The organism is Streptomyces sp. NPDC088785, from assembly GCF_044750685.1.
In the GTDB taxonomy this organism is placed as follows: Bacteria; Actinomycetota; Actinomycetes; order Streptomycetales; family Streptomycetaceae; genus Streptomyces.
In genome coordinates this window covers 612,426-625,551 of record NZ_JBIVKH010000003.1, presented here as the reverse complement: position 1 = coordinate 625,551, position 13,126 = coordinate 612,426, and the positions used below count along the sequence as shown (strand labels likewise).

At 72.4% G+C, this 13,126-nt stretch carries 14 protein-coding genes; 4 read left to right on the top strand and 10 right to left on the bottom strand.

All coding sequences use genetic code 11. From position 1 onward, the window contains the following. Positions 1–27: 27 nt before the first annotated feature. The 3 genes from ACIP5K_RS13510 to ACIP5K_RS13500 all read left to right on the top strand — a co-directional run bounded on the left by ACIP5K_RS13510 (position 28) and on the right by ACIP5K_RS13500 (position 1,470). Complete coding sequence (locus ACIP5K_RS13510; protein ID WP_401408719.1) at positions 28–567, top strand: TM2 domain-containing protein; 540 nt, start codon at positions 28–30, stop codon at positions 565–567. Further along, positions 551–967, top strand: a complete 417-nt coding sequence (locus ACIP5K_RS13505; protein ID WP_401408717.1) for a DUF2752 domain-containing protein — start codon at positions 551–553, stop codon at positions 965–967. Before ACIP5K_RS13510 ends, ACIP5K_RS13505 begins: the two co-directional genes overlap by 17 nt. 212 nt (positions 968–1,179) lie before the next feature. Continuing rightward, entirely contained in the window at positions 1,180–1,470 is a 291-nt protein-coding gene (locus ACIP5K_RS13500; protein ID WP_401408715.1) for a TM2 domain-containing protein, read from the top strand. A gap of 161 nt (positions 1,471–1,631) precedes the next feature. Here ACIP5K_RS13500 and ACIP5K_RS13495 read toward each other — a convergent pair whose 3' ends face one another. The 6 genes from ACIP5K_RS13495 to bldG all read right to left on the bottom strand — a co-directional run bounded on the left by ACIP5K_RS13495 (position 1,632) and on the right by bldG (position 8,050). Further along, positions 1,632–1,829, bottom strand: coding sequence for a hypothetical protein (locus ACIP5K_RS13495; RefSeq protein WP_401408712.1), 198 nt, complete (start codon positions 1,827–1,829; stop codon positions 1,632–1,634). A 109-nt stretch (positions 1,830–1,938) separates the two neighbouring features. Beyond that, complete coding sequence (locus ACIP5K_RS13490) at positions 1,939–3,495, bottom strand: methyltransferase (RefSeq protein ID WP_401408709.1); 1,557 nt, start codon at positions 3,493–3,495, stop codon at positions 1,939–1,941. 192 nt (positions 3,496–3,687) lie between these two features. Then, positions 3,688–4,269: a small secreted protein gene (locus tag ACIP5K_RS13485; protein ID WP_401408706.1), complete on the bottom strand. Its 582-nt coding sequence runs from the start codon at positions 4,267–4,269 to the stop codon at positions 3,688–3,690. 215 nt (positions 4,270–4,484) lie between these two features. Further along, positions 4,485–6,890 carry a sodium-translocating pyrophosphatase gene (locus ACIP5K_RS13480; protein ID WP_401408703.1) on the bottom strand — a complete coding sequence of 802 codons (2,406 nt, stop codon included), beginning with the start codon at positions 6,888–6,890 and terminating at the stop codon, positions 4,485–4,487. A gap of 242 nt (positions 6,891–7,132) precedes the next feature. Further along, on the bottom strand, positions 7,133–7,564 hold the full coding sequence (locus ACIP5K_RS13475; RefSeq protein WP_401408700.1) for an ATP-binding protein: 432 nt from the start codon (positions 7,562–7,564) through the stop codon (positions 7,133–7,135). 144 nt (positions 7,565–7,708) lie between these two features. Further along, positions 7,709–8,050, bottom strand: a complete 342-nt coding sequence (gene bldG, locus ACIP5K_RS13470) for an anti-sigma factor antagonist BldG (protein WP_003975386.1) — start codon at positions 8,048–8,050, stop codon at positions 7,709–7,711. A 109-nt stretch (positions 8,051–8,159) separates the two neighbouring features. Between bldG and ACIP5K_RS13465 the strand changes: the two genes are divergently transcribed. Beyond that, on the top strand, positions 8,160–10,616 hold the full coding sequence (locus ACIP5K_RS13465; protein ID WP_401408698.1) for a DEAD/DEAH box helicase: 2,457 nt from the start codon (positions 8,160–8,162) through the stop codon (positions 10,614–10,616). On the opposite strand, the gene ACIP5K_RS13460 is transcribed toward ACIP5K_RS13465, so the two are convergent. From ACIP5K_RS13460 to ACIP5K_RS13445, 4 genes are all read right to left on the bottom strand, one after another. After that, complete coding sequence (locus tag ACIP5K_RS13460; protein ID WP_401408695.1) at positions 10,591–11,169, bottom strand: Rv3654c family TadE-like protein; 579 nt, start codon at positions 11,167–11,169, stop codon at positions 10,591–10,593. The genes ACIP5K_RS13465 and ACIP5K_RS13460 overlap by 26 nt on opposite strands. 148 nt (positions 11,170–11,317) lie before the next feature. After that, the gene (locus tag ACIP5K_RS13455) at positions 11,318–11,863 is read right to left on the bottom strand and encodes a TadE family type IV pilus minor pilin (protein WP_401408692.1); all 546 of its coding nucleotides are present in this window, start codon (positions 11,861–11,863) and stop codon (positions 11,318–11,320) included. Then, on the bottom strand, positions 11,850–11,987 hold the full coding sequence (locus tag ACIP5K_RS13450) for a DUF4244 domain-containing protein (protein WP_401408689.1): 138 nt from the start codon (positions 11,985–11,987) through the stop codon (positions 11,850–11,852). Before ACIP5K_RS13450 ends, ACIP5K_RS13455 begins: the two co-directional genes overlap by 14 nt. A 169-nt stretch (positions 11,988–12,156) precedes the next feature. Further along, positions 12,157–12,927 (bottom strand): type II secretion system F family protein, encoded by a 771-nt coding sequence (locus ACIP5K_RS13445; RefSeq protein WP_401408686.1) that lies wholly within the window; start codon positions 12,925–12,927, stop codon positions 12,157–12,159. Positions 12,928–13,126: the final 199 nt, after the last annotated feature.

The following is a 13,126-nucleotide window of genomic DNA, read 5'->3' as shown; positions in this document are numbered from 1 at the left end:
ACGCTTCCCGACCGCAGGAGCACCCCGATGTCCGACAGCAATCCCTACGGCCAGCCGCCCAAGGACCAGAACCCCTACGGCCAGCAGCCGCCGCAGCCTCCGCAGCCGCCCCCGGCCCCGTCCGGCCAGTCGCCGTACGGATACCCGCAGCAGGGCTCGCCGCAGCCCGGCTACGGCTACCCCCAGACGGGCCCCGGATACGACTCCCAGGCCGGCCCCGGATACGGGTACCCGGGTGGCGCTCCCGGCGGCGTGCCGGGCGGCGTCCCCGGTGGCTACCCGCCCCCGCCGCAGCCCGGCATGGGCATGGGCTACGACCCGAACGCGCCGTACGGCTACGACCCGTACGGCCGGCCGTACTCCGACAAGTCCAAGATCGTCGCGGGCGTCCTCCAGCTCTTCCTCGGCTCGCTCGGCGTCGGCCGCTTCTACATCGGGAACGTCGGCATCGGCCTGGCCCAGCTGTTCACCTGCGGCGGCCTCGGCATCTGGGCGCTGATCGACGGCATCATCCTGCTGACCAGCGACAACACCACGGACTCGAACGGCCGTGTCCTGCGCAGCTGACGGCCCGGGCCGGGTCAGGGCGCTGTGGCGGCACCCGGCGGCGGCCCCCGCGGCGGTGCTCGCCGCGGGCGTCGTCGGCGCCCTCTATCTGTACGGCACCGATCCGCACGAGGCGGGCCACTGGCTGCCCCGCTGCCCGTTCCAGTGGGCCACCGGACTGCTCTGCCCGGCGTGCGGCGGCACCCGCATGGTGTACGACCTGATGCACGGCCGGTTCGTGGGGGCCTGGCACGACAACCGGGTGCTGCTCATCACCGCCCCGTTCGCCCTCGCGCTGCTGGGCCGCTGGGCGTGGGAAGGGCTGCGCGGACGCCGCTGGCAGCCCCGGATCCCGGTGCGCGGCCAGGCGGTGATCCTGGTGACCGCCGTCGTCTGGACCGTGCTGCGCAACGCCTTCTGACGCTCCTTCAGCGACGTCCGGGACGGTTCTCCTCAGGTCACAAACCCGCCACGAAACCTTGTGCTCGGGTCAAGCGCGCCCCAAGTGGCTCTAAATTTGAGCATTCCGAGGCGCGCAACGTCCCCACACGGCGCATCTGCCTCAGCCACCACCATCCGCTCATGGGCACGGCCTCGCGCCGTGCCTTGTGTTGTCCCCGAGGAGCATCGCGCATGTCCTACCCCGCGCAGCCCGGCCAGCCCGCCGAGTCCGACCCCAACGCCCCGTACGGCTACGACCCGCAGGGCCGCCCGTACTCCGACAAGTCCAAGATCGTCGCGGGCGTCCTCCAGCTCTTCCTGGGCGGACTGGGCATCGGCCGTTTCTACGTCGGCAGCGTCGGCGTCGGCGTCGCCCAGCTGCTCACCTGCGGCGGCCTCGGCATCTGGGCCCTGATCGACGCGATCCTGTTCTTCACGAGCAACGACCGCACCGACAAGCAGGGCCGCGTCCTGCGCGGCTGACACCCCGCCACACCCGACAGGGCCCGCCCCGCTGCTGCGGGGCGGGCCCTGTGCCGTGAACGGGTACCGCGCGCCGTGGGCGGGCGGGAGAGGGTGTGGCCGGCGCGGGAGGGTATGGCCGGCGCGGGAGGGTATGGCCGGCGCGGGGGCCGGTCGGGGCGTCACACCTGTGCGAAGCACCACACCGCGAGTCCCAGGGACACCACCCCGAGCGCGCCGGTGAGCACCGCCGCGGCCGTCGGGTGCGCGCCGTCCACCACCGGCTCCCGGTGCAGGGTGCGCGCCCCCGTCCAGGCCACGAGGCCCGCTCCGAACAGCACGAACACCGTGCCCGCGAAGAGCGCGGGGGTACTCTCCATCGCCTTGCCTCCCGGATCACGGGCACCGGTCGCGGTGCCCAGGCAGGCGACGGTGACACGGACAGGCCAACCGGGGGTGAACTCCCGTCCAGCGCCGGGCGAAGAGCGGTTAGCCGGCCGGGTCGGCGGCCGGGGCCGCGGGCTCCAGGAAGCCGAGCTCGACCAGGGTGCGGATCTGCGCGGGCACCTGGTCCCGCAGCAACACCGGTTCCTCGCCGACGAGTTGGGCGATGGCGTCCAGGATCGTGCCGGCGCTCAGCGACCCGTCGCACACCCCGGCGAACCCGGCGCCGACCGTGTCCACCTTGGTCGCCCGGAGCATGCCGCGGCCCTGGCGCAGCACGACGTGCTCCGGGTCCTCGGCGCCCGGCATCCCGACCTGCTCCTGCACGACCTCGCCGGCCAGCACGAACGACGACTGGAGCAGCGCCGCGTCGTCGTGCGTGCGCAGCCAGTCGACCCGCTCGAAGTGCGCCCGCACGGTGTCGCCGAGCGGCTGCTCGACGGGGTGCGGCCACTCCTCGACCACGATCGACGGCTCGTCATGGGACGTCCTGCGCAGGGAGATCCAGCCGAAGCCGACGGCCTTCACCTTGCGCGCCTCGAACTCGTCCAGCCACGCGTCGTACCGGGCCGCGTACTCCGCCGGGTCGGTGCGGTGGTCACCGGCGTCGCGCAGCCACAGCTCGGCGTACTGCGTGATGTCCTGCACCTCGCGCTGCACGATCCAGGCGTCGCAGCCGCGCGGCACCCACGAGCGCAGCCGCTCGGTCCACTCCTCCCCCTCGACGTGCTGCCAGTTGGCCAGGAACTGGGCGTGTCCCCCTTCGTTCAGGTGCTCCCCCGCCCCCTGAACGATCGAGCGGCACAGATCGTCCCCGCTCATCCCGCCGTCGCGGTAGGTGAGCCGGGCGCCGGGGGAGATCACGAAGGGCGGGTTCGACACGATCAGGTCGTACGTGGCGTCGGCGGCGTCGCCGACCGGCTCGTACAGCGACCCCTCCCGCAGGTCGGCCGCCGGGGCGCCGGACAGCGCGAGGGTCAGCGCGGTGATGTGCAGGGCGCGGGGGTTCAGGTCGGTCGCGGTCACCCGGGTGGCGTGCCGGGAGGCGTGCAGCGCCTGGATGCCCGAGCCGGTGCCGATGTCGAGGGCGGAGTCGACGGGGGTGCGCACGGTGATCCCGGCCAGGGTCGTGGACGCGCCGCCGACGCCGAGGACGACGCCTTCCGCGCGGCTGCCGATGCCGCCGGCCCCGCCGACGGCGCAGCCGAGGTCGGACACGATGAACCAGTCCTCGCCGTCCGGCCCCCCGTACGGGCGCACGTCGACGGTCGCGGCCAGCTCGTCGCCGCCCGCCTCCCGCAGCCAGCCGCTCTCCACGCACGTATCGACGTCGAGGACGGCGGCCAGCCGGTCGCGGGCCACGGGCTGCTGGAGCAGGAAGAGCCGGACGAGCGTCTCCAGGGGGCGGTCGCCCCGGGTGGCGCGCAGGGCGGGCACGGTCTCGCTGCGCGCGAGCGCGGCGTAGGCGGGGGCCCCGAGCAGGTCGAGCAGCCCGTCGGCGGTGAACTCGGCTTCGAGGAGTGCCTCACGCAGGGCGCGGACGCCCTCCGGGCGGTCGGCGGCGGGCAGGGGGGCGGCAACGGGAGAACTCACGCCTCCCATTGTGACGCGTCCGCCGGGTCATCGGCCGTCCCCCGGGCGCGGGTCCTGTCGTGGCCGCCCGCGCCCCGCCCAGTGGGTGAGGGGAACGGGCGACGCCCCCGGCGCGGCGCACGACGGCGCTGCTCCGGGGGCGCGTGGCGCGGGCCGGGCCGGGCCGGGCCTACGGGGCCGACGGCACGGGCCGGGCCGGGCCTACGAGGCCGACGGCGTGGCGGATGCGCTCTTGCAGCTCTCCTGCTTCGCCATCGCCTTGCCGACGTCCCCCTCCTCCAGGTTCTTGAGGGCGTCGCTGCCGCTCTGGCTGAGCTTGTCGAGCTCGCCCGCGATGCCCTTGAGGCCCTCGGCGAACTTGGCCTGGTCATCGGTGTCGAGCTTGTCGACCTGGCCCTTCAGGTCCGCGTACGACTTGGAGATCTTGTCCAGCTCGTCGACGGCGTCCTGCTGCTTGGTCTTGCCGTTGTCGACCGGCGGGGCGCCGGCCTTGTCGACCGCGTCGCCGATCGCCTTGTAGGCGTCGGACATGTCCTGGAACGCCTGCGCGTCCGTCTTGCGCACGTCGGCCGGCGAGCTGTTGTCCGACGTCTGCTTCTGGATCGCCGCGTTCGCGGACTCGATCTTCTTCGCCTGCGGCTGGACCGCGTCGCAGACCTGCTTGGCCCAGGAGTCCAGCTTCTCGTCGCTGTCGTCGCTGCAACCCGACAACGCCAGTACCAGTACCGCACCGCCGGACAGTGCGGCTGCAAGCTTCTTGTTCACCGGATTGGTCCCTTCCATGGCTTACGGCCCCGGAACTTACACGCCGAGCACACGCCAGGCGCACCTCGGGCGTTCAGTAAGACCGCTTTATTGACCTTTAGCAGCCATTTGCACCAAGGGAGAGAAGGCTCACGGGGTGGACGCCGAGTAGTTCGTCTCCGGGCCGAAGACGCAGGTGGGCGGACAGTGCGTCAAAACGCGCTGTCCGCCCGTCTGTTGAGAGGTGCGTAGGACTACCGGTGCTGGGGCACCGCCTCCGGGTCCGCCTGCTCCGGCACCCGGCCGGGCTTCCCGTCGTCCTCCGGGTCGTCGCCGACGGCGATGCCGCGCCGCTTGGAGACGTAGACCGCGCCGATGATGACGCCGAGGGAGACGACGGAGATCACGACCCGTACGGGCACGCTGGCGTCGTCGCCGTAGCTGAATTTGACGACCGCGGGCGCGATGAGCAGCGCGACGAGGTTCATCACCTTCAGCAGCGGGTTGATGGCCGGTCCCGCGGTGTCCTTGAACGGGTCGCCGACGGTGTCCCCGATGACCGTCGCCGCGTGCGCCTCGCTGCCCTTGCCGCCGTGGTGGCCGTCCTCGACGAGCTTCTTCGCGTTGTCCCACGCGCCACCGGAGTTGGCGAGGAACACCGCCATCAGGGTGCCGGTGCCGATCGCCCCGGCGAGGTACGCGCCGAGGGCGCCCACGCCGAGCGTGAAGCCGATGGCGATCGGCGCCATGACGGCGAGCAGCCCGGGCGTGGCGAGTTCCCTGAGCGCGTCCTTGGTGCAGATGTCGACGACACGCCCGTACTCCGGCTTCTCGGTGTAGTCCATGATCCCGGGGTGCTCGCGGAACTGCCGCCGCACCTCGTAGACCACCGAACCCGCCGAGCGCGACACGGCGTTGATGGCCAGCCCGGAGAAGAGGAACACCACCGCGGCTCCGGCGATGAGCCCCACCAGGTTGTTGGGCTGCGAGATGTCCATGACCAGGTTCATCGGCCCGCCGTCGCCGACCTTCTCGCCGACGTCGCCCGCCGCCGTGAGGATCGCGTCGCGGTACGAGCCGAAGAGCGCGGCGGCGGCGAGGACGGCCGTGGCGATGGCGATGCCCTTGGTGATGGCCTTCGTCGTATTGCCGACGGCGTCGAGGTCGGTGAGCACCTGGGCGCCCGCGCCCTGCACGTCGCCGGACATCTCCGCGATGCCCTGGGCGTTGTCGGAGACGGGCCCGAAGGTGTCCATGGCGACGATCACGCCGACGGTGGTCAGCAGCCCGGTGCCGGCCAGGGCGACCGCGAACAGCGCCAGCATGATCGACGTGCCGCCGAGCAGGAAGGCGCCGTAGACGCCGAGCCCGATCAGCACGGCCGTGTACACGGCCGACTCCAGGCCCACCGAGATGCCCGCCAGGACCACGGTGGCCGGGCCCGTGAGGGACGACTTGCCGATGTCCCGCACGGGGCGCCGTGTGGTCTCGGTGAAGTAGCCGGTGAGCTGCTGGATGAGGGCCGCGAGCACGATGCCGATGGCGACGGCGATGACCGCGAGGATCCGCGGGTCGCCGTCCTTGGCCCGGATGGCGGCGTCGGTGACCCCGTCCAGGTCGGCGTACCGGCCCGGCAGGTACAGGAAGACGGCCGCGCTCACCAGGGCGAGCGAGATCACCGCGGAGATGAAGAAGCCGCGGTTGATGGCACTCATGCCCGAGCGGTCGGTCCGGCGTGGCGCGACGGCGAAGATGCCGATCATCGCCGTGACGACGCCGATCGCGGGCACGATCAGCGGGAACGCCAGCCCGGCGTCGCCGAAGGCCGCCTTGCCCAGGATCAGCGCGGCGACCAGCGTGACGGCGTACGACTCGAAGAGGTCGGCGGCCATCCCTGCGCAGTCGCCGACGTTGTCGCCCACGTTGTCCGCGATGGTCGCGGCATTGCGCGGATCGTCCTCCGGAATGCCCTGCTCGACCTTGCCGACCAGGTCGGCGCCGACGTCGGCGGCCTTGGTGAAGATGCCGCCGCCGACCCTCATGAACATGGCGATCAGCGCGGCGCCGAGCCCGAATCCCTCCAGGACCTTGGGCGCGTCGGCGGCGTAGACGAGGACGACGCAGGCGGCGCCGAGCAGTCCGAGGCCCACCGTGAACATGCCGACGACGCCACCCGTGCGAAATGCGATCTTCATGGCGTGGTGCGAAACGGTGGTGAGATCCTTTTCCGGCTCACCCTCCGCCGGTGTCGCTTCTCTGGCCGCGGCGGCCACACGCACATTACTGCGCACCGCCAGCCACATTCCGATATAGCCGGTGACCGCCGAGAACACCGCGCCGACCAAGAAGAAGATCGAACGCCCGGCGCGCTGATTCCAGTCGTCGGCCGGCAGCAGCAGGAGCAGGAAGACCACCACGCCGGCGAATACGGCGAGGGTGCGCAACTGTCGCCCCAGATAGGCTTTCGCGCCTTCCTGCACCGCGGCCGCGATCTCTTGCATGGATGGGGTGCCCTCGCCGGCCGCGAGCACCTGACGCACCAGGACCCCCGCGACGGCGAGCGCCGCGAGCGCGACGAGCGCGATGACGATCACGATCAGTCGGTTGTCGTCCGTCAGAACTGCGGCTGCGAGGCTTGCGAACTGAGAAGGCTCCGCCATTCGTCCTCCTTGACGCTTGGGCTGAGCTCAAGATGTGGACGGATTGTAGGGAGCGGAACCTGATCTCAACAGGGCGCCGTAAACGGAATTGTTCTCCACCAGGAGAATGATCGATAAACCGCGGAGATCTTTTTCCGGCGCTCCCGCGACGGGAGGAAAGATCGACGATCTCCCCGGAAATGAAAAAGATCCCGCTCATCATGACGATGAACAGGATCTTCGGTGGGAAAGCGCGATGATCGCTAGGGGAGCAGCGTCGCGGGCAGGGTCGGCCACCTCATCCGGATGAGACCGCCGTCCGCGTCCGCGGTGACCTCGACGTCGTCGACGAGGCCGCTGATGACGGCGAGGCCCATCTCGTCCTCGATCTCGGCGTCCGAGTCCTCGGGCGTGCCGAGGACTCCGGGGGCGGAGGCGGTCGCGTGCGGCGCCTCGTCACCGACCTCGATGGAGAACTGCTTCTCCTCCTCGATCAGCGCCACCCGCACCGGCGCCGTGATCCCGGCGGCCTGGTGCAGCCCGACGGCGCGGGAGCAGGCCTCACCGACGGCGAGCCTGACCTCGTCGAGCACGGCTTCGTCCACACCCGACCTGCGCGCCACCGCGGCCGCCGCGAGGCGGGCCGTACGGACGTGCTCGGGCTGAGGGCTGAAGCGGAGTTCGACGGTTGCCATGCATCCCCCTCGGACGTACGGGCGTGCTCTCGGGGACCGGGCACGGTTCTTGGCCGCCCGATCCCCGTCTCTCTATCGATCTTCCCGCGATGAGCCGGCCCAGTCACCCGGATGTGTCACCGGGCGGCTCGGCCGGTCACCGGCTCAGTCGGTCGCCGCGACGGCTTCCTCGACCGAGGTGTGGATCGGGAACACCTTGGTCAGGCCGGTGATCCGGAAGATCTTGAGAATGCGCTCCTGGTTGCAGACCAGGCGCAGCGAGCCCTCGTGGGCACGCACCCGCTTCAGGCCGCCGACCAGCACGCCGAGCCCGGTGGAGTCGAGGAAGTCCACGCCCTCCATGTCGACGACAAGGTGGAAACTGCCGTCATTCACCAGCTCGACCAGCTGCTCGCGCAGCTTGGGCGCGGTATACACATCGATTTCTCCACCGACCTCGACGACCGTACGATCGCCGACGGTACGGGTCGACAGGGACAGGTCCACGGATCCTCCAGCACCTTGCTATCGAGCGGTCGCCCCTCGGGGACACCTCGGCTTGATCCCCCGGGACGGTTCGCCAGCCGCGAAGGCATTCAATCACTTACCAGCAGGCATGCACGACGCCTTGGGAGCATTGTCCGTCATGCCAGTGACACACTCGGTGCCGATGGCCAAGAATCACCGATCCCGACGACCCTCGGCTACCGAGCCCTCCCGCCCTGCTCCCGGGGCGATTCTGGACAGGCTCGCCTCGGGTCCCAGCAGGGCTGCGCGCATCACCCATACGGAGCACTTGCCCCCTCGTCCGGGACGTCATGCAGTCTGGCCGGACCGGATCCGCGCCGAGATCGTCGCGACGGTCCAGGGAGCCGGGATCGAGCACCCCTGGGCCCACCAGGCGCAGGCGGCGGAGCACGCCCTCGACGGCGATTCCGTGGTGGTGGCCACCGGCACGGCCTCCGGGAAGTCCCTGGCGTACCTCGTCCCGGCCCTCTCGGCGCTCCTGGACGGCTCCGAGGCGCCGAACGGCCGCGGGGCGACCACCCTGTACCTCGCCCCGACGAAGGCCCTCGCGGCCGACCAGTGCCGATCGGTGAAGGACCTCTCCCGACCGCTGGGCACGGCGATCCGGCCGGCGGTGTACGACGGCGACACCCCGTTCGAGGAACGGGAGTGGGTGCGGCAGTACGCCAATTACGTCCTGACCAATCCCGACATGCTGCACCGCGGGATATTGCCCTCGCACCCGCGCTGGTCCTCCTTCCTCAAAGCGCTCAAATACGTCGTCATCGACGAGTGCCACACCTATCGCGGCGTCTTCGGCTCGCACGTCGCCCAGATCCTGCGCCGGCTGCGCCGCCTCTGCGCCCGCTACGGCTCCTCCCCCGTCTTCCTCCTCGCCTCGGCCACGGCGGCCGAGCCCGCGGTCGCCGCGCGGCGCCTCACCGGCCTGCCGGTCGTCGAGGTCGCCGACGACGCCTCGCCCCGCGGCGAGCTGGTCTTCGCCCTCTGGGAGCCGCCGCTCACCGAGATGCAGGGCGAGAAGGGCGCCCCGGTGCGCCGGACGGCGACCGCCGAGACGGCCGACCTGCTCACCGACCTCACGGTGCAGGGCATCCGCTCGGTCGCCTTCGTACGGTCCCGGCGCGGCGCCGAGCTGATCGCGGTGATCGCCCAGGAGCGCCTCGCCGAGATCGACCGCTCGCTGCCGGGCCGCGTCGCCGCCTACCGCGGCGGCTACCTGGCCGAGGAGCGGCGCGCCCTCGAAGCCGCCCTGCACTCCGGCGAGCTCCTCGGCCTCGCCGCCACCACCGCCCTCGAACTCGGCATCGACGTCTCCGGCCTCGACGCCGTGGTGATCGCCGGCTATCCGGGCACCCGGGCGTCGCTGTGGCAGCAGGCGGGCCGGGCCGGCCGCTCGGGCCAGGGGGCGCTCGCCGTCCTCGTGGCCCGCGACGACCCGCTGGACACCTACCTGGTCCACCACCCGGAAGCCCTCTTCGAGCAGCCGGTGGAGTCGACGGTCCTCGACCCCGACAACCCCTACGTGCTGGCCCCGCACCTGTGCGCGGCCGCCTCCGAACTCCCCCTCACGGAACCGGACTTCGCCCTCTTCGGCCCGGCCGCGGTCACCCTCCTCCCGCAACTGGAGGCGGCGAAGCTGCTCCGCCGCCGCTCCGGCACCAGGGCCTGGCACTGGACGCGCCGCGAGTCCGCCGCCGACCTGGCCGACATCCGCGGCGAGGGCGGCGACCCGGTCCAGATCGTCGAGGCGAGCACCGGCCGGCTCCTCGGCACGGTCGACGCGGGCTCGGCCCACACCACCGTCCACGACGGTGCCGTCCACCTCCACCAGGGCCGCACCTACGTCGTCAAGCAGCTGGACCTCGACGACAACGTCGCCCTGGTCGAGCCCGCGAACCCCACCTACTCCACGACGGCGCGCGACACCACGGCCATCTCCATCCTGGAGACGGACGTCGAAGTGCCCTGGGGCGACGGCTCGTTGTGCTACGGCTCCGTGGAGGTCACCAACCAGGTCGTCGGCTACCTGCGCCGCCGCCTCATCACCGGTGAAGTCCTCGGCGAGACCAGACTCGACCTCCCTCCCCGTACGCTGCGCACCCGCGCGGTGTGGTGGACGGTCACCGAGGACCAGCTGGACGACGCCCGGGTGAACCCCGAGATCCTCGGCGGCGCCCTTCACGCCGCCGAACACGCCTCCATCGGCATGCTCCCGCTCTTCGCCACCTGCGACCGCTGGGACATCGGCGGCGTCTCGATCCCGCTGCACCCTGACACGCTGCTGCCCACGGTCTTCGTCTACGACGGCCACCCCGGCGGGGCGGGCTTCGCCGAGCGCGCCTTCCACACCGCCAAGGAGTGGCTGACCGCCACCCGCGAGGCCATCGCCTCCTGCGAGTGCGAGGCCGGCTGCCCGTCCTGCATCCAGTCCCCCAAGTGCGGCAACGGCAACGATCCGCTGCACAAGCGGGGCGCGGTCCGGCTGCTCAGCACGCTGCTGAAGCAGGCACCGGATCCGCCTACCGATCCGGTTCCGGCCCGGTAGGCGGATCCGGTCCGGTATGCGGATCCGGTCCGGTGGGCGCGGGTGTGGGCGGGTCCGGTCCCGGTCCGGTAGGCGCGGGCGGGTCCGGGTCGGGGTGCGTGGGCGGGCTCGGATCCGGGCTCGTAGGCGGGCCCGAGCGTGTAGGCAGGTCCGGTCTCGGCTCCGTTCCGGGGGCCGTCGGTGCCGGGCCGCCGGGACCCGCCCGAGCCCGCACCTCGGCCGCCAGGACGCCGCTGCCCACCCCCGCCGTCACCTCGGCCACCTCCCCGCGAACTGCGCAGCGCACGACACTCGCCCCCTGCGCCCGGGCCACCCGCGCGGCCGCCGCACAGGCCCGCTCACCGCCCTGCGTCCACCGCTCGGCCGCCGCCAGCGCGGCCAGGTCGGCCGCGCCGCCCGCCCGGTGCCTGATCTGGACCGCCTGACCCAGCACGAGAACACCCCCGAACACGGCACCCACGACAGCCATGGCCATGACCGTCCAGACGGTCGCGGCCCCTCGATCCCCCCTCAGCCGGATCCGCCGCCACCGGCCTTCCCCTCGGCTCCTCATCGCGCCTCTCGGCGGTCCCGAGCCGCCGTCCCGGTTCTCCCGGCCGCCTCCGTGACGCCCCACGGCCCCGCACAGCGCCCCGCAGCTTCCCGTGCCGCCTCGGCTCCTCATGCCGCCTCCCAGCCCTCTCCTGACGCCTCACAGCCCCTCACGGCAGCCCCTGAGCTCCTCGCACCGCCTCCCGGCCCTCCGGCGACCACGGGCCCGACCTCGCCGCCGCAGTCGCCCCCGTCGCACTCCTCTCCGGGTCGTCCGTCCCCGGCGCAGTCGCCGCCGGGCCCCCGTCCGCCGCCGGCGCAGTCGGCCCCGGGTCCGTCGTCTCCTCGGTCGCCGCGACCGCCTCCGCGCGCAACTCCACGCCGAGCGGGCCCGGCCCGGCCGCGCGGGCCAGCACCGTCACCCTGACCAGCCCGCTCTCTCGTCTGACCTCGACCCGCGCGCCGCGCGGAGCCGCCTCGCGAGTGGCGGCAACGGCGGCGTCCTCCGGCTCCTGGCGGGCCACCGCCCTGGCCCCGGTCCGCGCGGCGTCCACACAGCGGATCTGATCGGACGCCGCGACCAGCGCCCAGACCAGCGCCATCGTGAACGCCACCAGCACGGGCAGCACCACCGCCGCCTCCGCCGTCACGAACCCGCCGTCCCGGCACCGGCCCCGCCGACGGCCCCGCCCCCGGCCCGTCTCAGAACGAGCCATGGAGCGCCTTCGCGACCAGCGATTGAAGTGCCGACTGGACGACGTCGCTGGTCACCACCTGGTAGAGCACCCCGGCGAACCCGACGGCCGCGATCAGCCCCACCGCGTACTCCGACGTGACCATCCCGGCATCCCCGCGCGTCGCCGACCGCACCCGCCGCGCCCACGCCAGCAGACCTCCTCGCAGCCTCCGGTGCATGCTCGTCGCCCTCGTCCCACGCGTTCCGTTCATCTCAACCCCCGTACGTAGTACTGAAATCCGGAGATCCGGCGGTCCGGACCTCCCGTGCGGCTCACCGGCCGCCCAACATCCCGTCACCGAGACCGATCACCACCGGCAGCACCCCGATCACGAGAAAGGCCGGCAGAAAGCACAGCCCCACCGGAGCGGTGACGGCGACGGCCGCGCGGCGCGCCACGGCAGTCGCTCCGCGTCCCCGTTCCGCTCTGCACTCGGCGGCGATCCGGGCGACCGGCCCCGCCGCCGGCGCCCCGGACTCACCGGACCGCTCCAGCAGCCGAACCAGCACGGCGGCCCCCGGCAACCGGGCCAACTCCCGCCACGCCATGCCCGGTTCACCACCCAGGCGCACCTGCGCCGCTCCCCGCGCCAGCCCTCTCCCGACCGGCCCGCCCAACGGCTCCCCGACGACCCGCGCGGCCTCCACCGGCACCGCACCGGCCGCGATGCAGGCGGCCAGCAGATCGGCCGCAAGCGGCAGTTGGCGCCTCGCCTCGGCGCTGTCATCACCCTCGGTCGTCGCGGCACGGCGCTGCCGCCAACGCCAGACCGCTCCCCCCGCGACGGCCCCGACGAGCAGCCCCGCCACCCCGCCGACCACCACGTACCCGGCGCTCACCGCCCCGGCCACCGGAGCCCACCGGCGCACCGCCCCCGGCACCGCGAAGCCCCTCCGCCTCGCATCCAGCGCCACGACGTCCAACACCAGCCGCACCCGGCGCCGAAGCTCACGTTCCCGCCACCGCGCCTCGACTGCCCGCGCCAGCCACACCACCGCCAGCGCCGCACACAGCACTGCCCCCAGCCTGTGGACAACTTCCATACCGCTCACCGCTCCCATCGCCCATTCACGCATTCGCCCATTCGCCCGTCATCCGTGATCCGTCACCCGTGATCCGTCACCCGTCACCCGTCACCCGTGATCCGAACTCCGGGAGCCACGAACCGTGATCCGTGATCCGTGATCCGTGATCCGTGATCCGGCACCAGCTATCGGCCATCCATCAGCACCCGTCATCACC

What these genes read in the sequence shown, in the direction of transcription:
- ACIP5K_RS13510 (WP_401408719.1), top strand. Translation starts at nt 28, where the DNA reads ATGTCCGACAGCAATCCCTACGGCCAGCCGCCCAAGGACCAGAACCCC.
- ACIP5K_RS13500 (WP_401408715.1), top strand. Translation starts at nt 1,180, where the DNA reads ATGTCCTACCCCGCGCAGCCCGGCCAGCCCGCCGAGTCCGACCCCAAC.
- ACIP5K_RS13495 (WP_401408712.1), bottom strand. Translation starts at nt 1,829, where the DNA reads ATGGAGAGTACCCCCGCGCTCTTCGCGGGCACGGTGTTCGTGCTGTTC.
- ACIP5K_RS13490 (WP_401408709.1), bottom strand. Translation starts at nt 3,495, where the DNA reads ATGGGAGGCGTGAGTTCTCCCGTTGCCGCCCCCCTGCCCGCCGCCGAC.
- ACIP5K_RS13485 (WP_401408706.1), bottom strand. Translation starts at nt 4,269, where the DNA reads ATGGAAGGGACCAATCCGGTGAACAAGAAGCTTGCAGCCGCACTGTCC.
- ACIP5K_RS13480 (WP_401408703.1), bottom strand. Translation starts at nt 6,890, where the DNA reads ATGGCGGAGCCTTCTCAGTTCGCAAGCCTCGCAGCCGCAGTTCTGACG.
- ACIP5K_RS13475 (WP_401408700.1), bottom strand. Translation starts at nt 7,564, where the DNA reads ATGGCAACCGTCGAACTCCGCTTCAGCCCTCAGCCCGAGCACGTCCGT.
- ACIP5K_RS13465 (WP_401408698.1), top strand. Translation starts at nt 8,160, where the DNA reads ATGCACGACGCCTTGGGAGCATTGTCCGTCATGCCAGTGACACACTCG.
- ACIP5K_RS13460 (WP_401408695.1), bottom strand. Translation starts at nt 11,169, where the DNA reads ATGAGGAGCCGAGGGGAAGGCCGGTGGCGGCGGATCCGGCTGAGGGGG.
- ACIP5K_RS13455 (WP_401408692.1), bottom strand. Translation starts at nt 11,863, where the DNA reads ATGGCTCGTTCTGAGACGGGCCGGGGGCGGGGCCGTCGGCGGGGCCGG.
- ACIP5K_RS13450 (WP_401408689.1), bottom strand. Translation starts at nt 11,987, where the DNA reads ATGGTCACGTCGGAGTACGCGGTGGGGCTGATCGCGGCCGTCGGGTTC.
- ACIP5K_RS13445 (WP_401408686.1), bottom strand. Translation starts at nt 12,927, where the DNA reads ATGGAAGTTGTCCACAGGCTGGGGGCAGTGCTGTGTGCGGCGCTGGCG.